General features: G+C 74.2%; 18 protein-coding genes. 8 read left to right on the top strand and 10 right to left on the bottom strand.

The annotated features are described in order from the left end of the window. Nucleotides 1-25 precede the first annotated feature (25 nt). From D0Z67_RS10035 to D0Z67_RS10025, 3 genes are all read left to right on the top strand, one after another. Nucleotides 26-1,426 carry an APC family permease gene (locus D0Z67_RS10035; protein WP_031182380.1) on the top strand — a complete coding sequence of 467 codons (1,401 nt, stop codon included), beginning with the start codon at nucleotides 26-28 and terminating at the stop codon, nucleotides 1,424-1,426. Between the two features lie 121 nt (nucleotides 1,427-1,547). After that, nucleotides 1,548-4,178, top strand: a complete 2,631-nt coding sequence (locus D0Z67_RS10030) for an alpha/beta fold hydrolase (RefSeq protein ID WP_031182379.1) — start codon at nucleotides 1,548-1,550, stop codon at nucleotides 4,176-4,178. Then, nucleotides 4,175-5,038, top strand: coding sequence for an ABC transporter permease (locus D0Z67_RS10025; RefSeq protein ID WP_131589632.1), 864 nt, complete (start codon nucleotides 4,175-4,177; stop codon nucleotides 5,036-5,038). The genes D0Z67_RS10030 and D0Z67_RS10025 overlap by 4 nt, the downstream gene beginning before the upstream one ends. A gap of 68 nt (nucleotides 5,039-5,106) precedes the next feature. Here the strand turns inward: D0Z67_RS10025 and D0Z67_RS10020 are convergent, their stop codons facing one another. Both D0Z67_RS10020 and D0Z67_RS10015 read right to left on the bottom strand, forming a co-directional pair. Next, nucleotides 5,107-5,514, bottom strand: coding sequence for a rodlin (locus D0Z67_RS10020; protein WP_131589631.1), 408 nt, complete (start codon nucleotides 5,512-5,514; stop codon nucleotides 5,107-5,109). Between the two features lie 200 nt (nucleotides 5,515-5,714). After that, on the bottom strand, nucleotides 5,715-6,125 hold the full coding sequence (locus tag D0Z67_RS10015; RefSeq protein WP_131589630.1) for a rodlin: 411 nt from the start codon (nucleotides 6,123-6,125) through the stop codon (nucleotides 5,715-5,717). 291 nt (nucleotides 6,126-6,416) lie between these two features. Between D0Z67_RS10015 and D0Z67_RS10010 the strand changes: the two genes are divergently transcribed. The 4 genes from D0Z67_RS10010 to D0Z67_RS09995 all read left to right on the top strand — a co-directional run bounded on the left by D0Z67_RS10010 (nucleotide 6,417) and on the right by D0Z67_RS09995 (nucleotide 9,981). Next, entirely contained in the window at nucleotides 6,417-6,827 is a 411-nt protein-coding gene (locus D0Z67_RS10010; RefSeq protein WP_031182376.1) for a rodlin, read from the top strand. A 247-nt stretch (nucleotides 6,828-7,074) separates the two neighbouring features. Further along, nucleotides 7,075-7,302, top strand: a complete 228-nt coding sequence (gene chpD, locus D0Z67_RS10005; protein WP_031182375.1) for a chaplin ChpD — start codon at nucleotides 7,075-7,077, stop codon at nucleotides 7,300-7,302. Between the two features lie 122 nt (nucleotides 7,303-7,424). Continuing rightward, nucleotides 7,425-8,420 carry a chaplin gene (locus tag D0Z67_RS10000; protein WP_031182374.1) on the top strand — a complete coding sequence of 332 codons (996 nt, stop codon included), beginning with the start codon at nucleotides 7,425-7,427 and terminating at the stop codon, nucleotides 8,418-8,420. 304 nt (nucleotides 8,421-8,724) lie between these two features. After that, nucleotides 8,725-9,981 (top strand): glycoside hydrolase family 26 protein, encoded by a 1,257-nt coding sequence (locus D0Z67_RS09995; RefSeq protein WP_031182373.1) that lies wholly within the window; start codon nucleotides 8,725-8,727, stop codon nucleotides 9,979-9,981. Here D0Z67_RS09995 and D0Z67_RS09990 read toward each other — a convergent pair. The 8 genes from D0Z67_RS09990 to D0Z67_RS09955 all read right to left on the bottom strand — a co-directional run bounded on the left by D0Z67_RS09990 (nucleotide 9,978) and on the right by D0Z67_RS09955 (nucleotide 19,204). After that, nucleotides 9,978-11,108, bottom strand: a complete 1,131-nt coding sequence (locus D0Z67_RS09990; RefSeq protein WP_031182372.1) for a GNAT family N-acetyltransferase — start codon at nucleotides 11,106-11,108, stop codon at nucleotides 9,978-9,980. The two genes, D0Z67_RS09995 and D0Z67_RS09990, sit on opposite strands and share 4 nt — an antisense overlap. Next, complete coding sequence (locus D0Z67_RS09985) at nucleotides 11,105-11,761, bottom strand: YveK family protein (RefSeq protein WP_031182371.1); 657 nt, start codon at nucleotides 11,759-11,761, stop codon at nucleotides 11,105-11,107. Before D0Z67_RS09985 ends, D0Z67_RS09990 begins: the two co-directional genes overlap by 4 nt. Then, a complete protein-coding gene (locus D0Z67_RS09980) occupies nucleotides 11,758-12,915 on the bottom strand; it encodes a glycosyltransferase (RefSeq protein WP_031182370.1) in 1,158 nt (385 codons plus the stop codon). Before D0Z67_RS09980 ends, D0Z67_RS09985 begins: the two co-directional genes overlap by 4 nt. Further along, nucleotides 12,915-13,604: a polysaccharide deacetylase family protein gene (locus D0Z67_RS09975; protein WP_037775462.1), complete on the bottom strand. Its 690-nt coding sequence runs from the start codon at nucleotides 13,602-13,604 to the stop codon at nucleotides 12,915-12,917. Before D0Z67_RS09975 ends, D0Z67_RS09980 begins: the two co-directional genes overlap by 1 nt. A 67-nt stretch (nucleotides 13,605-13,671) precedes the next feature. Next, on the bottom strand, nucleotides 13,672-15,330 hold the full coding sequence (gene murJ / locus D0Z67_RS09970) for a murein biosynthesis integral membrane protein MurJ (RefSeq protein ID WP_031182368.1): 1,659 nt from the start codon (nucleotides 15,328-15,330) through the stop codon (nucleotides 13,672-13,674). Beyond that, nucleotides 15,327-16,640, bottom strand: a complete 1,314-nt coding sequence (locus D0Z67_RS09965; RefSeq protein WP_031182367.1) for an O-antigen ligase family protein — start codon at nucleotides 16,638-16,640, stop codon at nucleotides 15,327-15,329. Before D0Z67_RS09965 ends, murJ begins: the two co-directional genes overlap by 4 nt. A gap of 3 nt (nucleotides 16,641-16,643) precedes the next feature. Continuing rightward, a complete protein-coding gene (locus D0Z67_RS09960; protein ID WP_031182366.1) occupies nucleotides 16,644-18,047 on the bottom strand; it encodes an exopolysaccharide biosynthesis polyprenyl glycosylphosphotransferase in 1,404 nt (467 codons plus the stop codon). After that, nucleotides 18,044-19,204, bottom strand: coding sequence for a glycosyltransferase (locus D0Z67_RS09955; protein ID WP_031182365.1), 1,161 nt, complete (start codon nucleotides 19,202-19,204; stop codon nucleotides 18,044-18,046). Before D0Z67_RS09955 ends, D0Z67_RS09960 begins: the two co-directional genes overlap by 4 nt. Nucleotides 19,205-19,773: 569 nt before the next feature. Between D0Z67_RS09955 and chpG the strand changes: the two genes are divergently transcribed. Continuing rightward, entirely contained in the window at nucleotides 19,774-20,013 is a 240-nt protein-coding gene (chpG, locus tag D0Z67_RS09950) for a chaplin ChpG (protein ID WP_030813959.1), read from the top strand. Nucleotides 20,014-20,150 lie beyond the last annotated feature (137 nt).

The following is a 20,150-nucleotide window of genomic DNA, read 5'->3' as shown; positions in this document are numbered from 1 at the left end:
ACCGCACGAGTCGATCGGACGCCGCATGACCGACACGCTCCGCCCCGCCGAGCCAGCCAGCGCCGCAGAGACCGGCGACGGCCGGCGGCAACTCAAGCGTTCCATCGGCGTCGTCGGCGGCACCCTGCTGACGCTCTCCTGCGTGACGCCCGCCTCGACCCTCTTCGTGGTCGTCCCGGACCTCTTCGGCACCCTCGGCACCGCGACCGCGCTCACCATCGCCATCGGCTCGCTGCTCTGTGTCGCCGTGGCGTTCTGCTACGCCGAGCTGGGCACCCTCATCCCCAGCGCGGGCGGCGAGTACGCCATGGTCTCCACCCTCGCCGGGCGCCTCGCGGGCTGGCTGGTGTTCGTGCTGTCGCTGCTGGTCGTGGTGATCGTGCCGCCCGTCATCGCCATGGGCACCGCCGACTACATCGCCCCCCTCGTCCACGTGGACCCCGCCCTCACCGGCGCCGGGGTCATGCTGCTCGCCACCCTCGCCGGACTGCTCGACCTGCGCGCCAACGCCTGGATCACCGGCGTCTTCCTGGTCCTGGAGGTCATCGCGGCGGCCGTCGTCGCGGTGCTCGGCTTCTCCCACGCCCACCGGGGCGCCGGGAGCCTGGTGTCCATGCAGGTGGCCGGGGCCCACGGCGGCACCGACCCCGTCACCGCCGCCCTGGTCGTCTCCGGACTCGCCATCGCCCTCTTCGTCACCCAGGGCTTCTCGACCGCCGTCTACCTCTCCGAGGAACTGGAGCACCCGCGCCGGGACGTGGCCCGTACCGTGCTCGCCACCCTCGCCATCTCCACCGTGATCATCCTGGTACCGGTCGCCGCCATCACCATGGGCGCCACCGACCTGGGAGAACTGACCGGCGGGGACCTCAGCGCGATGGTGACGGCCTGGTCGAACACGGCCGTCGGCACGTTCGTCAGCCTCTGTGTCGCCCTCGCCATCGTCAACGCGGGCATCGTGATGGTCATCCAGAACTCCCGCGTCCTGTTCGCCTCCGCCCGCGACAAGGCGTGGCCCACCCCGGTCAACAGCCTGCTCTCCCGGCTCGGCCGGTTCGGCTCGCCCTGGGTCGCCACGCTCACCGTCGGCGTCCCCGGCGCGCTGCTCTGCTTCGTCGACCTGGACACCCTCTACGGCGTCACCGGGGTCTCCGTCACCGCGATGTACCTGCTCGTCGCGATCGCCGCCCTGCTGGGCCGCCGCGACGGCCACCGGCACACCCCGGCCTGGCGGATGCCGCTGTGGCCGGCCGTACCCGTGCTGCTCATCGCCGTCCTCGGCTACGTCCTCGTCCAGCAGGACCCCGCCTACCTGCTGTGGACCGGCGGCATCACCGCCGTCGCCACCCTGTACTGGGCGCTGTACCTGCGGCCCCGCCGCGACACCCACTGGCTGGTCTCGCTCCCCGAGGACACCCGCGCCTGACCCCGCACCCCGGTCTACCGCACCCGCGGTACGCCCGCCCGGACCCGTACTCCCGAAGGAGGGCCGGGGGTTCAGCCCGGCGGGGCCGTCCGGCGGGGAGGGCGGCCCGTACCGTTGGGTCATGGATCTTCGAGTGCCCCGGCTGCTGAAGCGGCCCCGGCGGGCCGCCGCCGCGCTGGGGGCCGCCGTACTGCTCGCCGCCACCGGAACCTGGACGGCGACCGCGTCCGACACGCCGGGCCCGCACCGCACCGACCGGGTCCTGACCATGGCCGACGGCACCCGCGTGGACACCTCCTACTTCACCTCCCCGGGCGGCGGCCGCCGGCCCGCCGTCCTCCTCGCCCACGGCTTCGGCGGCAGCAAGGACGACCTGCGCGCCCAGGCCGAGGACCTCGCCGGGCACGGGTACGCCGTACTCACCTGGTCCGCCCGGGGGTTCGGCCACTCGACGGGCAGGATCGGGCTCAACGACCCGGCGCACGAGGTCACCGACGTCTCCCGTCTGATCGACTGGCTGGCCAGGAGGCCCGAGGTCCGCCTCGACAAGCCCGGCGACCCGCGCGTGGGCATCGCGGGCGGCTCGTACGGCGGGGCGATCTCCCTGCTGGCGGCCGGACACGACCCGCGCGTGGACGCCATCGCGCCCGCCGTCACCTACTGGGACCTCTCCGACGCCCTGTTCCCGAACGGCGTGTTCAAGAGGCTGTGGACCGGCGTCTTCTTCAACTCCGGTGGCGGATGCGCCCAGTTCGAGCCCGCGCTGTGCGCGATGTACCAGCGCGTCGCCCAGTCCGGCGTCCCCGACGCCGACGCCCGCGCCCTGCTGGAGAAGCGCTCGCCCGCCGCCGTCGCCGACCGGATCAAGGTCCCCACCCTGCTCTTCCAGGGCCAGACCGACTCCCTGTTCACCCTCGCCCAGTCCGACGCGGCCGAGCGCGCGATCCGGGCCAACGGCGCGCCCGTCAAGGTCGACTGGATCGCGGGCGGCCACGACGGGGGAGACCTGGAGACCGGCCGCGTCCAGGGGCGGGTGCGGGACTGGTTCGACCACTACCTCAAGGGCACGTCGGCCGGCACCGGCCCCGCCTTCCGGATCACCCGCACCGGGGGCGTCGACTCCACCGACGGCAGCACCCGCAGCCGGGGCGCCACCGCCGACACCTACCCCGGCCTGCGCGGCGACCCCCGCACGATCCCCCTCACCGGCCGCGAGCAGCGCGTCGCCAACCCGGCCGGCGCCAGCCCGCCCGCCGTCTCCGCGCTGCCCGGCCTCGGCGGCGGCGGCCTCGCCCAGCTCTCCGCCCTCGGCACCGGCGTCTCCCTCGACTTCCCCGGCCAGTACGCCAAGTTCGACGCACCGCCGCAGCGCACCGCCCTCCGTGTCACCGGCACCCCGACCGCCCGCGTCCACGTGAAGTCCACCAGCGCCGACGCGGTCCTCTTCGCCAAGCTCTACGACGTCGGCCCCGGCGGCAGCCAGGTACTCCCCGGCCAGCTCGTCACCCCCCTGAGGGTCACCGGCGCCAAGGCGGGCAAGGACGTCACCGTCACCCTCCCGCCCGTCGACCACGAGGTGCAGCAGGGCCACCGCCTCCGCCTGGTCCTCGCCACCACCGACCTCGCCTACGCCTCACCGACCGCCCCCGCGACCTACACGGTCTCCCTCAAGGGCCCGTTGAGCGTCCCCACGGCCCCCGGCGTGACCACCGCGGCGACCCCGCTGCCCTCCTGGGTCTGGTGGCTCCCCCTCGCCGGTGCCGCGGCGGCCCTCGCCCTCCTCCTCACCGCCCGGCGCCGCACCACGGCCCCCGCACCCGACCCCGAGCTGGCCGAAGTCCCGCTGGTCATCACCGACTTGAGCAAGCGCTACGCCAAGTCGTCGGACCGGTACGCCGTACGCGACCTCTCCTTCCGCGTCGAGAAGGGCCAGGTGCTCGGCCTGCTCGGGCCCAACGGCGCGGGCAAGACCACCACCCTGCGCATGCTGATGGGCCTGATCCGGCCCGACGGCGGCGAGATCCGCGTCTTCGGCCACGCCATCCGCCCCGGCGCCACGGTCCTCTCCCGCGTCGGCGCCTTCGTGGAGGGCGCCGGCTTCCTGCCCCACCTGACCGGCCGGGAGAACCTGGAGCTGTACTGGCGGGCCACCGGCCGCCCGCCCGAGGACGCCCACCTCGCCGAGGCCCTGGAGATCGCCGGCCTCGGCGACGCCCTGGCCCGCGCGGTCCGCACCTACTCCCAGGGCATGCGCCAGCGCCTGGCCATCGCCCAGGCCATGCTCGGCCTGCCCGACCTGCTCATCCTGGACGAGCCCACCAACGGCCTGGACCCGCCGCAGATCCGCGAGATGCGCGAGGTCATGATCCGGTACGCGGCCGCCGGACGCACCGTCATCGTCTCCAGCCACCTGCTGGCCGAGGTCGAGCAGTCCTGCACCCATCTGGTGGTCATGGACCGGGGCCGGCTGGTCCAGACGGGCCCGGTCGGCGAGATCACCGGCTCCGGCGACACCCTGTTCGTCGGCACCGGCACCCCCGTCGCCGAGCCGGTCGTGGAGAAGGTGGCCGCCCTGGACGGCGTCGCCTCCGCCGTACGGACCGAGGACGGGCTGCTGGTCCGCCTCGAACCCGGCACCACGGCGGGCGCACTCGTCGTGGAACTGGTCCGCCTGGAGGTGCCCGTGCTCTCCGTCGGCCCGCACCGGCGTCTGGAGGACGCCTTCCTCACCCTGATCGGAGGCTCCGCGTGAGCACGCTCACCGAGACCGCGGAGACGGCACCGGGCTACCGCGCCTCGCGCACCCTGCCCGTACGCGTGGAGCTGGTCCGCCAGCTCGGGCGGCGCCGCACGCTGGTCATGGGCGCGATCCTGGCCGCGCTGCCGCTGGTCCTGCTGGCCGCGTTCGCGATCGGCGGGGACCCGGCCGGACGGGGGCGCCGGATCACCCTGATGGACACGGCCACCGCGTCCGGCGCCAACTTCGCCGCCGTCAGCCTCTTCGTCTCGGCCGGCTTCCTGCTGGTGATCCCGGTCGCCCTGTTCTGCGGGGACACGGTCGCCTCCGAGGCCGGCTGGTCCTCGCTGCGCTATCTGCTGGCGGCTCCGGTGCCCAGGGCCCGGCTGCTGTGGTCCAAGCTGGTGGTGGGGCTCGGGATGAGCCTGGCCGCGATGATCCTGCTGCCCACGGTCGCGCTGGCGGTGGGCACGGCCGCGTACGGCTGGGGTCCGCTGCTGGTGCCGACCGGCGGGGCGGTGGAGGCGGGGACGGCGGTCGGGCGGCTCGGCGTGGTGGTGCTGTACCTCTTCGTCTCGCAACTGGTCACCGCCGGGCTCGCGTTCTGGCTCTCCACCCGGACCGACGCCCCGCTCGGCGCGGTGGGCGGCGCGGTCGGGCTGACCATCGTCGGCAACGTCCTGGACGCGGTGACCGCGCTCGGCCACTGGCGGGACTTCCTGCCCGCGCACTGGCAGTTCGCCTGGGCGGACCTCCTCCAGCCGCACGCGGAGTGGGCCGGTATGGCGCAGGGCGCCTCGGTCTCCGTCACCTACGCCCTGGTCCTCTTCGCCCTGGCCTTCCGGGGCTTCACCCGCAAGGACATCGTCTCCTAGCGAACTCCCGTACACACGGCGGCGGCCCACCGGTCGGAACCGGTGGGCCGCCGCTGCGGGGGGCTCGATCAGCCGTTGCCGGCACCGTTGCCGGACAGCGCGGAGATGTCGTCCAGGATGTGCGACAGCGGCTCGTCGCCCTTGGCCTGGGTCGAGTTCTCGACGCACTGCTGGTTCTGCGGCGAGGACAGGACGGGGATGTCCTGGATGCCGACGTTGACCAGGGCCACCAGGGACTGGGCGTTGAGCTTCGCGGGCAGGCCGATGCAGGGCTTGTTCAGCGAACCCTGGACCAGAGCCAGCTGCGGGCTCATGTTGCCGTAGGTGGCCGAGTTGCCGAACGACTGCGAGGCGCCGTTGCCGCTGAACGACGTGGTGCCGTGGTCGTCACCGATGGCCAGGGCCTGCGGGGCGGCCGCGCCCGCGAGACCGGCGACGGAGGCGGCGACGGCCGCGGTTGCCCACAGCTTCTTCATGTTGGTTCCCTTCGAAAGGCGGACTCCGGGGAGGAGCTGCGTGATCGTCAACGGGGAAGCGGGCGCCGGGGTTGCGGTCTTTGACCCTATCGGGGCAGCGCAGTCCGATGAGTGCACAAACGCCCCCCTCGGATCGACTGCCCCGGGAAACACCGACGGGCCGCCGATCGCATCGGCGGCCCGTCGGTGTTGCGGGAGCGTCAGTTGTTGGCGGCACCGTTGCCGGACAGCGCGGAGATGTCGTCCAGGATGTGCGACAGCGGCTCGTCGCCCTTGGCCTGGGTCGAGTTCTCGACGCACTGCTGGTTCTGCGGCGAGGACAGGATCGGGATGTCCTGCACGCCGACGTTGAGCAGACCCACCAGGGACTGGGCGTTGACCTTCGCGGGCAGGCCGATGCAGGGCTTGTTGAGCGAGCCCTGGATGAGCGCCATCTGCGGGCTCATGTTGCCGTAGGTCGCGGAGTTGCCGAACGCCTGGGAGGCGCCGTTGCCGCTGAACGAGGTCGTACCGGTGTCGTTGCCGATGGCCAGGGCCGGCGACGCGGCGGCGGCGGAGACGCCGGCAACGGACGCGGCGACCGCGGCGGCGGCCAGAACCTTCTTGATCACTTGCGATTCCCTTCTGGAGAAACCCCGTCCATCGGAGTGCCCGGCTCAACTGCCGGGCCGGGGACGGGGTTGCTCCCGGCCGCTTCCGTTCACTCCAACGGCCGACCGACGCGCGGAAAACCGGCCGCCCGCCCCGGCGGGAATTCCGTCTCCTCCGTGCACCGGAAGCGATCCGATCGGGTGACTTGCCGCAACCAATCGGCGCCCCGTGGGTTGATGTCTCCGCAGGAACGAACGTCTGGCGAAGCAGCCAGGAAAGCGTCTGGCGAGCAGCCAGGAAAGGAAAGCGAAATGCTGAAGAAGGCAATGGCCGCGGCGGCGGTCGCCGCGTCCGTCATGGGCGTGTCGGCGGCGGTGGCCCCTCAGGCGCTTGCCATCGGCAACGACACGGGCACCACGTCGTTCAGCGGCAACGGCGCCACCGAGGCGTTCGGCAACAACGTGACCAACGGCGACCTCAGCCCGCAGGCCACGCTCGTGCAGAGCTCCCTGAACAAGCTCTGCGTCGGCCTGCCGGTGAAGGCGAACGTCCAGTCGGTGCTGGCCCTGGTCAACGTCGGTGTCCAGGACATCCCCGTCCTGTCCTCGCCGCAGAACCAGCAGTGCGCCGAGAACTCCACCCAGGCGAAGAACGACGAGCCGCTGTCGCACCTCGTCGACGACGTCTCCGTCCTCGCGGGCAACGGCGTCGCCAACAACTGACGCGGGCGCGAGCGCTTCGAGAAAACCGCCCGGCGGCACGGATTTCCGTGCCCCGGGCGGTTTTCGCTGCTCCATGCTGTCAATTCCCTGGGGGCGTTCGAGTGAATTGACCGGCGGCGCGCGTTCCATAGTTTCTTCCGCCGTCTATTCCTCGTTCTACAGCCTGCCGGTCATGGTGCGAGCCGTTCAAGCTGTGCTCGCTCGGTTTCGGCCGTCACAGGGCATGACCGCAGAGAAGGGAAAGACCATGAAGAAGAGCGCTGCTGTCATCGCCGGCGCCATCCTGGCTCTGGGTGGGGCGGCTCCCGCCTTCGCCGACGCCGGGGCCGAGGGTGCCGCGGTCGGTTCGCCGGGCGTGCTGTCCGGCAACGTCGTCCAGGTGCCGATCCACATCCCCGTGAACGTGTGCGGCAACTCCGTCAACGTCATCGCGCTGCTGAACCCGGCGTTCGGCAACGCCTGCGTCAACGGCTGACGCACATAACGCAAGGCACCAGCCCCACGGCTGCGTTCAGGCCGGCCCCGGACCGTTGATCCCATGTGAATCCGCGTTCCGGGGCCGGCCTTCCCACTTCTACGAGCAGGAAGACCACGAGATTGCGACAGACCCTGAGCAAGGGCATGGTCGTGGCCGCCGCCGCGACGGGTGTGCTGTCCTTGTACGTCAGTCAGGCGCTCGCCGATTCGGGAGCGCACGGAGCCGCACAGGGCTCTCCCGGCGCGTTGTCCGGCAACACCCTGCACGTGCCGGTGCACGTCCCGGTCGACATCTGCGGGCGCTCCGTCGATGTGTCGGCCGCGCTGAACCCGGCCGTCGGCAACGCCTGTGTCAAGGACGCCCTCCCCAAGGCGCCCCGCACCACCGCGCCGTCGTCCTACGGTGACGACGACGAGCCGAGCACCCCGGTCAAGACCCCGCCCGCGTACGGCGCCGAGGAGACCAAGCCGGCCTCGTACGGGGACGACGAGACCACCCCGCCGCCCTCCTACGGCCACGAAGAGCCGAGCGCCCCGGCCACCACCGCGCCCGCCTCGTACGGCGACGACGACGAGACGACGCCGCCCCCTTCGTACGGGGACGACGAGACGACGCCCCCGCCCGCGTACGGCGCCGAGGAGACCAAGCCGCCCGCCTCGTACGGCGACGACGAGACGACGCCTCCGCCCTACGGGGGCGAGGAGACCACTCCGCCTCCCTACGGCGGTGCAGAAACGTCTCCTCCCCCCTACGGCGGGGAGGAGACCACCCCTCCGCCCTACGGGGGCAACGAGACCACGCCTCCCCCCTATGGCGGGAACGAGACCACGCCTCCTCCTTACGGCGGGAACGAGACCACTCCGCCTCCGTACGGCGGCGAGGAGACCACGCCTCCTCCCGGCGGCCACACGACACCGCCTCCCGGCGGGCACACCACGCCCCCTCCGGGTGGTCACACCACCCCGCCTCCCGGTGAGCACACCACCCCGCCCAGCCTTCCGCACACGGGCAACAACTCCCGCATGCTGTGGGCGACTTCGGGCGCAGGTGCGATGCTGATCGCGGCCGGAGTCCTGCTGTTCCGGCGTGGCCGGACCATGTCCCGGCACCGCTGACCACCGGGTGCCGGACCCGAGCGCCCGGCACCCAGAGGTGACGGCGCCGTACCGCCACGGCGCCGTACGCATCCTTTCCGGCCGCGTCCCGTCCGGCGGCTCGCCACGCCGACAGGCCGGGAGCGGCCAGCCGGGCGGCCCCGCGCGGATAACCCCGGCGGGGCCTTCGCCGTTCACCCGGGCGGGGGCCGTGGCCACCCGCAAGCCCCAACCGCGCTGGCGAGTACCCGGTGCGTGTGACTGGGTGTCAGTACAGGCGCCGGACAGGGCGCGAGGGCAGGGCCGGGTGGAGGGAGGGGCCGAGATGGCTCCGCAGTGGCGCAGGACCCGGCGAGGGCGGCTGTCCCTCCTCGTCGCGGCGATCACCGTGTCGGTCGTCCTGGCAGGACCCGGCGTCGCGGACGGACCGCAGCGGACGGCGCCCGGACCGGCCCCCGCGCCGACCGCGACCCCGGCACCCCCGCCCGTCAACCGGGGTCCCGACTTCGGGGCGTTCCTCGATTCCGGCCCGCTCGGGATCGCCCGGATGCCCGCCCTGAGCAGCTGGCTGGGCGGCGCCGCGCTGAAGGTCGCGCACACCTATCTGCCCGGCGGACAGTGGCGGGACATCGAGGGCCCGCCCGGCTTCCTGGAACCGTGGGCGCGGTGGCGGCGCGACAAGGCCGACCGCACCCTCGTCCTCAACGTGCCGATGCAGGAGCGCAACGAGGAGCACCTCTCCGACGCCGAGGTACGGCTGCTGCTGAAGCAGGCCGCCGCCGGGCAGTTCGACCAGCACTTCCGCGTACTCGCCGAGAAGCTGGTCAAGCTCGGGGCGCCGGACACCGTGCTGGTGCTCGGCTGGGAGATGAACGGCATCACCTACACCCACCGCTGCGGGCCCGACCCCACGGCGTGGAAGGCGTACTGGAACCGGATCGTCGCCACCATGCGCGCGGTGCCGGGACAGCGGTTCCGCTTCGACTTCACGCCGAGCAGAGGCCGGGACGCCGTGCCGTGGACCGAGTGCTACCCCGGTGACGACACCGTCGACATCATCGGCATGGACTCCTACGACCAGCCCGCCGGGATGCCCTTCGACGAGCAGATCTCCGAGCCCTACGGCCTCCAGGCGCATGTCGACTTCGCCAAGGCGCACGGCAAGCCGGTCTCGTACCCGGAGTGGGGGCTGTTCCGCAACGGCGACAACCCCGAGTACATGCGGCGGATGCTCGCCTGGATGGACGAACACCGGGCGCTCTACAACACCCTCACCGACTACTGCCCGCACGGCGTCTGGCAGTGCCCTGCCAACCCGCAGGCGGCCAAGGTGTACCGGACGTCGCTGTACGGGCGCACGGGCCTGACCACACCGACCCCCACCCCCACCCCCACGCCCACTCCGACCCCGACGCCCACGGCCCCGGTGACTCCGGCCCCTGAGCCGACGCCCACCCCCACCCCCTCGTCCGGGGCGAAGATCCCCGCCGACTGCTCGGAGGTGGCGATGGGGAACTGGGTGGAGTTCTGGCTCGGGGGCCGGGTCTGCCTCCGCTTCGACGGGACGCCGGACGCCCGTTAGGGCCGGCGTTCGCCGAGGCGGGCAAGGGCCGCCTTGCCGTGGCGCCGGGCCGTCGCGTCGGACAGCGCGGCCGACAGCAGCGGCGCGGTACGGCGCCGGGCCAGCAGCAGCCGCCCGCTGGGCGCCGGGTCGGGGCGCCAGTGGTGCTTGTACGGTTCGTCGCCGCGCATCAGGCTCAGCGTGCCGTGGGAGCCCGCGGCGGTGTGCGTGGCGCAGGCGTCCAGCAGTATGACGGCGACGTCGGCCTTGCGTTCGCGCAGCGAGGGATGGGCGCCGTAGAGGTAGCCGCCCGCGAGGCCCGGGGAGAGCAGGGTGAGGTCGACGGCGACGACCTCCTCGCCGATGCGGAACTCGGTGACGACCGCGTCCCCGGAGCGGACCATCGGCTCCACCGCGCGCATCAGGTGCTCCCGGAAGCGGGGCCGCAGATGCTCGGGCGTCACCTTCCGGCCCTGCCACTGCAGCCGGTGCAGCTCCAGCAGCCGGGCCACCGCCGCCTCCGCCTCGCCGGGACCGGCCGTGCGCCGGGCCACCCCGAGCGCGGACAGCTTGCGCAGCTTGGCCCGTACCCGCTGGGCCTTGCCGGACGGCAGCCGGGTGAGAAGCTCGTCCATCGATACCGGGGGCAGCTCCAGGCACAGGGAGTCCGGGACCCGGCGGCGCGGCCCGGGCCAGCGGTCGTAGACGCGTTCCGCCGCGCCCCCGGCGCGTACCTCGCGCAGGTCGATCAGGGCGGTGCGGGCGGCCGTCCACAGGGCGTCGGTCAGGGCGGTGAGGGCGCGGCCGTCGTCGGCGTCGTCGAGCAGCACGTCGCCGTAGTCGGAGACGGTGCCGCCCAGCGGGACCAGGGCGGGGAAGGGGTGCCGGGTGAGGGTCAGGGGGGCGGCGGCCAGCAGGTCGCGGCCCGAACGGACCAGGACGACGCGGAGCCTGCCGGGCCTGCCGTACGACTGCCACCAGGAGTGCAGCCAGGCGTGGCTCTGGAACGGCGTCGCGGTGGCGCAGCGCCGGTGCAGCAGGCCCCAGGCCGGGGCGAGGGCGGCGAACGCCATCTCGTCGGTGAGGAGTTGGGTGGTGAGCGCGGGACGCGCCAAGGAGGCGGGGCGCGCCGCGTACGTCGCCGTCACAGCCGGCTGTGGACGTCGGCGGCGTAGGCCGGGCCGGGCAGCGGGGCCGGGAGCGCGGTCCCGGGTTCCTCCCGGCGTCCCGGCCGGACCAGCAGCGCGAGCCCGCCGAGCAGCCCGCCCGCCCCCGCGCCGACCAGCGTGGTCACTCCGGCGGAGGCCGATGACGGCTCGGCCGGGCGGACCGCGCGGGAGAACGGGAGCAGCTCGACATGGGTGGCCTTCTCGCTCGCGTCGGCCTGCTCGCTGAGCGCGGCGGCGACCGCGTTGGCCATGGCGGCGGCCTGCGCGGGCCGCTCCGAGGTGGCGGAGACGGCGACCATCGGGGCGTCCGGCGAGGTGGCCGTGCGCACGCTCGCGGCCAGGGTCGTCACCGGCACCCCGGCCCGCTCCTGCGCCGCGGCGAGCACGGCGGGCTGGGTGGCGACCCTGCCGTACGCCTGGGCGAAGCCGAGCGCGGTGGAGGTGTCGGAGTGCTCGGCGGGCACGGCGACGACATAGCTGGTCGCGGTGTACGTGGGAGCCTTGAGCAGGCCGTACCCGCCGCCGATCAGCCCGCCCGCGACGACCCCGGCGGCCACCAGCGACCAGGGCGGCAGGGAACGTGAGCCCGGCAGTCGGCCGGTGCGACGGCGCCGGGTGGGGTTGTCGGTCATGAGGGGCTGCCTCCGTGAGGGTGTCGGGGCGAGGGGAGAGCAGGGGTGAGCGCCGCCGCGTAGACGTCCATCAGCCGGGCGGCGCTGCGGGTGATGCAGTAGTGGCGGGCCGCCTCCGGGACGGCACGCGGGCCCGGTCCGGCGGCGCGGACGTCCGCGAGTGCGGCGGCGTACGCGTCGGCGCCGCCGCGTACGCGCACGGCGTCGGGCGCTGCCCCGGGCGGGAGGTCCTCGACGGCGGGGCAGGAGGCGTAGCGCACCGGGAGTCCGGCCGCGAGCGCCTCCACGACGGCCAACCCGAACGCCTCCTCCGGGGAGGGGGCGGCGAGCACGTCCATCGCGGAGGTCAGCGCGGGCAGGTCGAGGCCGGCCGAGCCGTCGGGGAGGCCGGGGACCTCGCCGGTGAACAGCACCCGGCCGGCCACCCCGGCGCCGGTGGCGGTACGGCGGAGAGCGTTTTCTTCGGCTCCGCCTCCCACCAGCAACAGGCGACAGTCGGGCGGCAGTTGGGCGAGCGCCTCGATCAGGATGTCGAACCGCTTGCCGGGGGCCAGCCGTCCGATACCCCCGATGACGAACGCGTCCTCAGGGATGCCCAGCTGGGCCCGGACCCGCGTCCGCCGCTCCGGGTCGAAGCGGAAGGGCTCCAGGTCGATGCCGTTGGGGACGACCGCGATGCGCGGCTCCGGTACGCCCCAGCGGGTCAGGCGGGCGGCGACCGTGGGGGAGACGGCGACCGTCGAACGGCCCAGGCGCTCCCCGGCCAGATACAGCGTGCGTACACCGGAGTTGAGCGGGCGGCCCTCCATCTGGGAGTCGCCCAGGGAGTGTTCGGTGGCGACCACCGCGCGTACTCCCGCGAGCCGTGCCGCCAGGCGGCCGTAGAGACAGGCCCGGTAGAGGTGGGTGTGGACCAGGTCGTAGTGGCCGCGCCGGATCAGCCGGGCCAGCCGGGGCAGCGCGGCCAGGTCGCGGTTGCCGCTCATGGCGAGGTCGGTCACCCGCACCCCGTCGGCCCGCAGCCCGGCGGCCACCGGGCCGGGGTTGGTCAGCGTCACCACGTCGCACTCGACCGGCAAGTGGCGCAACATCAACCGCAGTTGCTGCTCGGCGCCGCCGACCCCGAGGCCGGTGATGATGTGCAGCGCCCGCATCACAGCCCCGCCACCGGACGGCGGCGCAGCCGGTGCAGCCGGTACTTCAGGAACAGCCGCAGGGCGTTGTCGTTCTGCCCCACATGCACGCGGGGCAGCGCGTGCGGGCCGCTCAGCTCGCCGGGGTCGATGGCGCAGGCGTAGTCGTAACCGGCCTCCCGCACGGCCTCGGTCACACGCCGGTCGACCGTGCCGTACGGGTAGCAGAAGCCCTGGACGGGGGCGCCGGTCAGCTCGGTCAACAGGGCGCGGCTGTCGCTGACTTCGGCGTGCAGGACGGCGTCGTCGGCGTCGGTGAGGTCGACGTGGGTCAGGCCGTGGGAGCCGATCTCCACCCCGGCCCGGTGGGCCTCGCGCACGGAGTCGGCGGTCAGCAGGGGCTTGCGCGGGCCGAGCGGGTCCCAGGTGTTCTCCCCGCCGAGCCGGCCGGGCAGCACGAACAGGGTGGCCGTGCACTCCCAGCGGGCCAGCAGCGCCACCGCGTCGGTGACGAAGTCGGCGTACCCGTCGTCGAAGGTGAGTCCGACCAGACCGCGTCCGGCGCCCCGCGCGCGGGCGGCCAGCAGCTCGCCCACCGACACGCCTCGCAGCCCCCGCCCGCGCAGCCAGCGCAGCTGGCGCTCCAGCCGGGCCGGGGTCACGGTGACGCGATAGGGGTCGTCGGAGCAGTCGCCGACCGAGTGGTACATGGCGATCCACGGGACGGGCCCCCCTCCGCGGGGCCGGGGGGAGCCGGTGCGGAGGACGGGCGCGGACTCAACGGAAGACGGCATGAGCGAGCCTTCGGGTGCGGGTGCGTACGGAACGGAGGGCGGGTGCGAAGCCCTGGGCGCCCAGGGCCCAGCCGAGCAGGACGAAGACGGTGAGCACGGTGAGGCCCCCGGCGGCGAGCCCCGCCAGTGCCCCCACGGGCAGGGTCGCGGCCCAGGCCCCGGCGAGGGCGGCCCCGAGCGCGGCTCCGGCCGGGCGGCTCAGCTCACGCAGCACGTGCCGGGTGCGGATCTGCACCCCGCGCCGCCTGCCGTGCCGGGGGCCGCGCATGCCGGAGAGCAGCAGGGCGGCGGTGAGGGTGATGCCGGTGGCGTTGGCGGCGGCGATGCCGGTCACGCCCCAGGTGCCGACGGTGGCCGCGCCGATGGCGCAGGTGGCGAGTACCCCGGCGGACATCGCGCCGAGCGGGTACCAGGTGGGGCGGCCCGCCGAGAAGTAGGAGCGGACCAGGACACCGGTGAGGGTCTGGCCGAGCAGGCCGACGGCGTACACGCGCATCACGCCCGCTGTCGCCGCCGTGTCCCCGGCAGTGAACGCGCCGCGCTGGAACAGTAGTTGGACGATCTGCGGGGCGCACGCCACGACCGCCGCCGTGCCCAGCAGCACCAGGCCGGAGGCGACCGCGAGGTCCCGCTCCACCCGGACCCGGGCACGCTCGGTGTCGCCCTCGGCGAGCGCCCGCGCGACCACCGGGAAGGTGATCGTGCAGAGCATCATCGACATGGTCATGGGGATCTGGGCGATCTTCTGGGCGTAGTTCAGGTGCGAGATGGCCCCGGAGGGCAGGCTGGAGGCGAGGAACCGTTCGATCAGCACCTGCGACTGCCGGCACAGCGCGAACAGCAGCACCGTGGCCATCAGCGGCAGGTTCACCGAGGGCGGCTTGGCCGGGAGGGGCTCCGGCGTCACCTCCGTCGTCCGGCGGCTGCGTAACCGGCCCACCAGGAAAGGGAGTTGGGTGAGGACCATCAGCACCCCGCCCGCCGCGACCCCGACCGCCGCCGACCGCACCCCCCAGACCCCGCCGAGCGCGAACATCGCCGTGACGATGCCCGTGTTGTACGCCACGTAGATCGCGGCCGGTGCCAGGAAGCGGCGGTGGGCGCGCAGGGCCGCGCTGAAGTACCCGGCGAGCCCGAAGGTGAGCACACAGGTCGCGGTGAGCCGGGTGCAGTCCACCGCGAGCGCCGGGTCGGGCAGACCGGGCGCGAGCACCTGCACGAGCTGCGGCGCGCCGAGCGCGAGCACCGCCCCCACCACGACGAAGGCCAGCGTCAGCCGGGGCAGCGTCCCCCGGACCAGGGCCCGTACGGGATCTCCCGGAGCGCCCTGCGCGCGGCGGGCCAGCGCCATGCTGAACGCCGGGATCAGCGCGAAGGCCAGCCCGTCCTCGATCAGCAGGGTGGCCGCGAACTCGGGCACCGTCCAGGCGACCAGGAACGCGTCCGTGTCCCGCCCGGCCCCGAACAGCCGGGCCAGCGACTGGTCCCGGACCAGCCCGAGCAGGGCGCCGGCGGCGGACAGGGAGGCGGTGAGCAGGGCGGCGCGGGCGAGGAACCGCCGTGTCACCGGCGCGTGTTCGGGCTCGGCCGGCGGAGGCTGCCGGGTCGTCGTCTCCGGTCCGGGAGCGGGCGTCAGCGTCATCGCGCACCCCCGTCCGGCACGGCCGGGGCCGCGCCCACCAGCGCCCACCACGCCACCAGGCCCAGGCACACCGCCGTCAGCACGGTGGAGGGGCCGCCGATGTCGGCGTACACGAAGTCCACGAGCTGCCAGAGCAGCAGACCGCAGCCGATCAGCGCGCAGTCCAGGCCCCGGCCCGTACGGTGGGCGGCCCGCAGGCCGCGCAGCCCGAGCACCAGCATCGCCAGCCAGCCGCCCGCCAGGCACAGCAGCCCGATCAGGCCCTGCTCGGCGAGGACGAGCAGGTACATGTTGTGCGGGGAGAGCAGCGGCTCCCGGCGGAAACCGACGCCCGCGCCCTCGGTGTCGCTGCCCGAGGACAGCGCGAGCGAGGCGTGGCCGTCCCGGTACTCCGGGAAGCCCTTCAACCCCACGCCGGTCAGCGGGTGTTCGCGCCACATCCCGGTGGCAGCCGCCCACATGGTGTACCGGTCGGTGACCGACTGGTCGGGGGCGTCGGCGACCTTGGTGATGCTGTCGATCCGCTCCTGGAGCATCGCCGTGCCCACCCCGAGACCGCCCACCAGCACCACCCCGGCCGCGACCACCACCGCGCCCACCTTCAGCGCCCGGCGGACCCCGGCCAGCAGCAGTTGCGCGGTGAGGGTGACGGCGGTGGCGATCCACGCGCCCCGGCTGAAGGAGAGCGCCAGCGGCACCAGCAGCGCCAGCGCGCACCCGGCCGCGGCCGCCCGCTCCCGCACCGGCGCCCTCCCCAGCGCCAGCCCCACCGCGCACAGCAGCCCGAACGCCACCACGGTGGCCATCCCCATCACGTCGTACGGCCCGAAGGTGCCGACCGCGCGGATCATCCGGCCCTGGTACGAGGCACCGGTCCCGGTGACGTACTGCTTGACGCCGACCGCGCCCTGCCAGAGCGCGAGCCCCACCAGCGCCCAGGCCAGCAGCCGGAAGTCCCGGCGGTCGCGGATCAGAAGGAGCACGGCGGCCGGAACCAGGACGAAGACCTGGAGGTAGCGGCCGAGTCCGGCGAGACCGGCGCCCGGGGAGGCGGCGCCCATCGCGGCCAGCGCCGCCCCGGCCACCGGCAGCCCCAGCACCAGCGCGGACCGGGCGGACAGCGGGCGGGCCCGCTCCCGCAGCAGCCGCACCAGACAGGCGCCGACGACCAGCGCGGACGCCGCGTCGGCCGGGCCCGCGCCGCCCCCCTCGCTGGAGGAGAGGGGCAGCGCGAGCAGGACGAGCACGGCGAGCACCGGCAGCAGCGGGGACCAGTGCCGGGGGCGGCCGAGCGGCAGCGCGAGGCTCATCCGTCAGCTCCCGGTGGACCGTACGACGGCGGCCGCCGTGCGCAGCAGGATGCAGACGTCCTGCCACAGCGACCAGTTGTCGATGTAGGCGTTGTCGTAGCGTGCCCGGTCCTCGATCGAGGTGTCCCCGCGCAACCCGCTGACCTGGGCGAGCCCGGTGATGCCCACCCGCATCCGGTGCCGGGCCGCGTAACCGGGGTAGCACTGGCTGAACTGCGTGACGAAGTACGGGCGTTCGGGGCGCGGGCCGACCAGGCTCATGTCGCCCCGGAAGACGTTCCAGAGCTGGAGCAGCTCGTCCAGCGAGGTCCGGCGCAGGAACCGGCAGAACGGGTTCATCCGCCGCTCGTCCGCCACGCTCCACCGGGTCGCCGACTCCCGCTCGTCCACCGGGCGGTACGTGCGGAACTTCAGCAGGGTGAAGGGGCGGCCGTCCTTGCCGATGCGCTCCTGCCGGAACACCACGCCCGGACCCTGGCTGAGCCGCAGCACCAGCGCGCAGACCAGCAGCAGCGGCGCGGCCGGCACCAGCAGGGTGCCCGACACCACCAGGTCCAGCAGTCGCTTGCCCGCGCTGCCGCGCCGCCGGGCGCCGAGACCGAGCCGCCGCACCGAGAACCCGGCGAGCTGCTCCCGCATCTCGTACGCCGGGCAGTCCGCGTCCACCTCCCACACCGCGCAGCCCGACTCGGCGAGCGCCCGCAGCAGCGGGCCCTTCTCGGTGCGCACGGCGGGGTCGACGGTGAGGACGGTGCCGACGCCGTTCTGGATGAGCGCCCGCTCGACCTGCTCGCCGCAGGTCAGCACGGGGAGCCCGGCGCTGCCGTCCGGGTGGTCGGTGACCACGCCGACGGGGCGTACCCCGCAGTCCGGCTGCCGCAGCAGCGCGGCTGCGACCCGCTGGGCGGTCGCGGCGGGGCCGATCACCAGCGCGGTGCTCGGCCGGCGCAGCCGCAGCACCCGGCGCCGCCGGTGCACGGCGGCCCGGCCGACGCAGGCCACCACCGCGTGCGCGCACCAGCCGACGGCCAGCGCGGACAGGGCCAGGGCATGGGCGGGTTCCAGGGCGGCGGTCAGCGCGCCGAGCGCCAGCCAGACCACCGCGATCCGGCCGCAGACGGAGGGGAGTTCGTCGAGCACGCCGGTCACCGCGCGGGCCGGACGCGGCCGCGGCAGCAGGGCGGTGCCGATCAGCGCGGCCACGACGAGCGGCCCGCGCACGGCCGCGTCCAGCACGACCGCGCCCGCCACGGCGGCGGCGAGGTCGGCGGTGAGCAGCGGCAGCGGGGAGACGAGGGGGGAGTGCGGGCGCCGGGCCGGGAACCGGAAACCCCGCGCGGGCCGTACGGCGTACCCGGAGTCCATGCCGGAGGCGCTGGGCGAGGGGACGATGCTTTCCGCGGTCACGGGTGGGTCGACTCCCTGCGCTCGGTGGACACGTACGGCAGGGTGCCGAGGAGGTCGCGGTAGAGGTCCGCGATCCGCTCCCCGGTCAGCCGTACGTCGTGCGTGGTCAGGACGTGCCGGCGGCCCTGGGCGCCGAGGTCCGCGCGCAGCGGCGCGTCGCACAGCAGCCCGGTGACGGCGGCGGCCAGCGCGTCCGGGTCCTCCGGCGGCACCAGGCAGCGTCCGGCGAGCGCGGGCGGCAGACTCTCGCGGGCGCCGTCCACGTCGCTGAGCACCACGGGCCGGGCGCAGGCCAGCGCCTCCAGCGGGGCCAGGGCCATGCCCTCCCAGCGCGAGGGCAGCACCACCAGATCGGCGGCCCGGTACCAGGGCAGTACGTCGGCCACCTCACCGGCGAACTGAACGCGGGGGCCCGCCAACCGGCCCAGCGTCTCCCGGTCGGGTCCGTCGCCGACCAGCACCAGCCGGGCCTCCGGCAGCACGGTCAGCACCCGCTCCCACGCGGCCAGCAGCACGTCCTGGCCCTTCTGCGGGCACAGCCGTCCCACGCACACCACCAGCGGTCCGGCCCCGAGCCCCGGCAGTCCGGCGCGGGCCGCCGGGGCGGGCGCGGGGGAGAACCGCCCGAGGTCGATGCCGTTGGGCACCACGGCGTACGAGGCGCGCACATCGGCGCGTACGCCGGTCTCGCGCTCCGCCTCACTGACGCACACCACCCGCTCGGCCCAGCGCGCGGCGAACCGCTCCCAGCGCAGGGCGAGCGCGCCGGTGAGACCGCCGACGGCCTCGAAGGACCAGGCATGCGGCTGGAAGACGGTCGGAATACGGCCCCGCAGGGCGAGACGGCCGGCCAGACCGGCCTTGGCGCTGTGCGCGTGCACCAGTGCGGGCCGTACCTCCCCGACGAGGCGGGCGAGCCGCCGTACCTCGCCGGGCAGCGCGGGACCCGGTGACCGGGTGGCCCGCCAGAGCCGCACCTCGGCGCCTATCTCCTGTGCTTCCGTGGCCAGTCGGCCGCCTGGGCAGGCGATCACGACGCGCACGCCGGCCGCGAGCTGGGCGCGCGCCAGGTCGAGCACGACCCGTGCGACTCCGCCGTCGACGGGCTGCGAAACATGCAGCACCCGTTCTCGGGCGTCGGAAACTGGCTGGTGCATGGGCGGGATACCTCGCTCACAGGGGCGCTTAGGTCTGGTCGGGACCGCGCCTCGCTGCCGGGCGTCCTCCGCGGTGAAGAGCACACCGGCCCTCGCCGCGTCCCGGTGGGGAACGAGCAGATGGCCCGGCGGGTCACCGCCGCGCCCGCGCGACGCGCCCGAGATCGGCCACCCTCGGTCCCGCGTCCGGACGGCCTGGCGTAGCCGGCCTGGCGCCGGACCCGTACGCGCCCTGCCGCGCCGGTCGTGCGCTCCGGTACGTCGTCCGGTGGACCCGCGCCCGGCCACTTCCGTGCGCCCGGCGTACGACGGCGCGGCACGGCGCCTCCCTGAAACGTGAGCCGGTGCCCGCCACGCGCGGCGTCCGGACCTGGTACGGAGGAGAGGGCCGCGACTCTAGTGAGCGCGGCGGCCGGAGCGGCGCAACGACGCGAGCGTGCGGCGGACGCGGCCACCGTTCTCGCGGAGATCACCCCTTTGGCGGCACAACCCCTCGCGGCGGCTCGCGTTGACAGTGCGTCGGGCAGCCCGCCCGGATGTTTGTCTCGATTTCCAAGGAGCACCTCTCCATGTCGCGTATTGCGAAGGGTCTGGTCCTGACCTCCGCCGCCGTGGCGGCCGTCGCCGGCGGTGCCGGTATCGCCGCTGCCGACTCCGGCGCGCAGGCCGTCGCCGCGAACTCGCCGGGCGTTCTCTCGGGCAACGTCGTCCAGATCCCGGTCCACGTGCCGGTCAACGTCTGCGGCAACACCATCGACGTCATCGGCCTGCTGAACCCGGCCTTCGGCAACACCTGCGTCAACGACTGAGGTCGTCCGACGCGCACTTCGGCCCGGCTGTCCGCACGGACGGCCGGGCCGCTGTCGTATGTGGGTACCCCCTGGGTGCACGGGATTTCATATGTCTTGTGCACACAGGGTTTCCGCCCCGGCCGTGACTCGTTGGG

Source organism: Streptomyces seoulensis (genome assembly GCF_004328625.1).
GTDB classification, from domain to species: Bacteria; Actinomycetota; Actinomycetes; order Streptomycetales; family Streptomycetaceae; genus Streptomyces; species Streptomyces seoulensis.
The sequence above is the reverse complement of the archived record's forward strand: the minus strand, read 5'-3'. Positions and strand labels throughout refer to the sequence as shown.

Excerpts from the sequence above, each read along its gene's own strand:
- D0Z67_RS10035 (WP_031182380.1), top strand. The coding sequence starts at position 26 with ATGACCGACACGCTCCGCCCCGCCGAGCCAGCCAGCGCCGCAGAGACC.
- D0Z67_RS10030 (WP_031182379.1), top strand. The coding sequence starts at position 1,548 with ATGGATCTTCGAGTGCCCCGGCTGCTGAAGCGGCCCCGGCGGGCCGCC.
- D0Z67_RS10020 (WP_131589631.1), bottom strand. The coding sequence starts at position 5,514 with ATGAAGAAGCTGTGGGCAACCGCGGCCGTCGCCGCCTCCGTCGCCGGT.
- D0Z67_RS10010 (WP_031182376.1), top strand. The coding sequence starts at position 6,417 with ATGCTGAAGAAGGCAATGGCCGCGGCGGCGGTCGCCGCGTCCGTCATG.
- chpD (WP_031182375.1), top strand. The coding sequence starts at position 7,075 with ATGAAGAAGAGCGCTGCTGTCATCGCCGGCGCCATCCTGGCTCTGGGT.
- D0Z67_RS09995 (WP_031182373.1), top strand. The coding sequence starts at position 8,725 with ATGGCTCCGCAGTGGCGCAGGACCCGGCGAGGGCGGCTGTCCCTCCTC.
- D0Z67_RS09985 (WP_031182371.1), bottom strand. The coding sequence starts at position 11,761 with ATGACCGACAACCCCACCCGGCGCCGTCGCACCGGCCGACTGCCGGGC.
- D0Z67_RS09980 (WP_031182370.1), bottom strand. The coding sequence starts at position 12,915 with ATGCGGGCGCTGCACATCATCACCGGCCTCGGGGTCGGCGGCGCCGAG.
- D0Z67_RS09975 (WP_037775462.1), bottom strand. The coding sequence starts at position 13,604 with ATGTACCACTCGGTCGGCGACTGCTCCGACGACCCCTATCGCGTCACC.
- murJ (WP_031182368.1), bottom strand. The coding sequence starts at position 15,330 with ATGACGCTGACGCCCGCTCCCGGACCGGAGACGACGACCCGGCAGCCT.
- D0Z67_RS09965 (WP_031182367.1), bottom strand. The coding sequence starts at position 16,640 with ATGAGCCTCGCGCTGCCGCTCGGCCGCCCCCGGCACTGGTCCCCGCTG.
- D0Z67_RS09955 (WP_031182365.1), bottom strand. The coding sequence starts at position 19,204 with ATGCACCAGCCAGTTTCCGACGCCCGAGAACGGGTGCTGCATGTTTCG.
- chpG (WP_030813959.1), top strand. The coding sequence starts at position 19,774 with ATGTCGCGTATTGCGAAGGGTCTGGTCCTGACCTCCGCCGCCGTGGCG.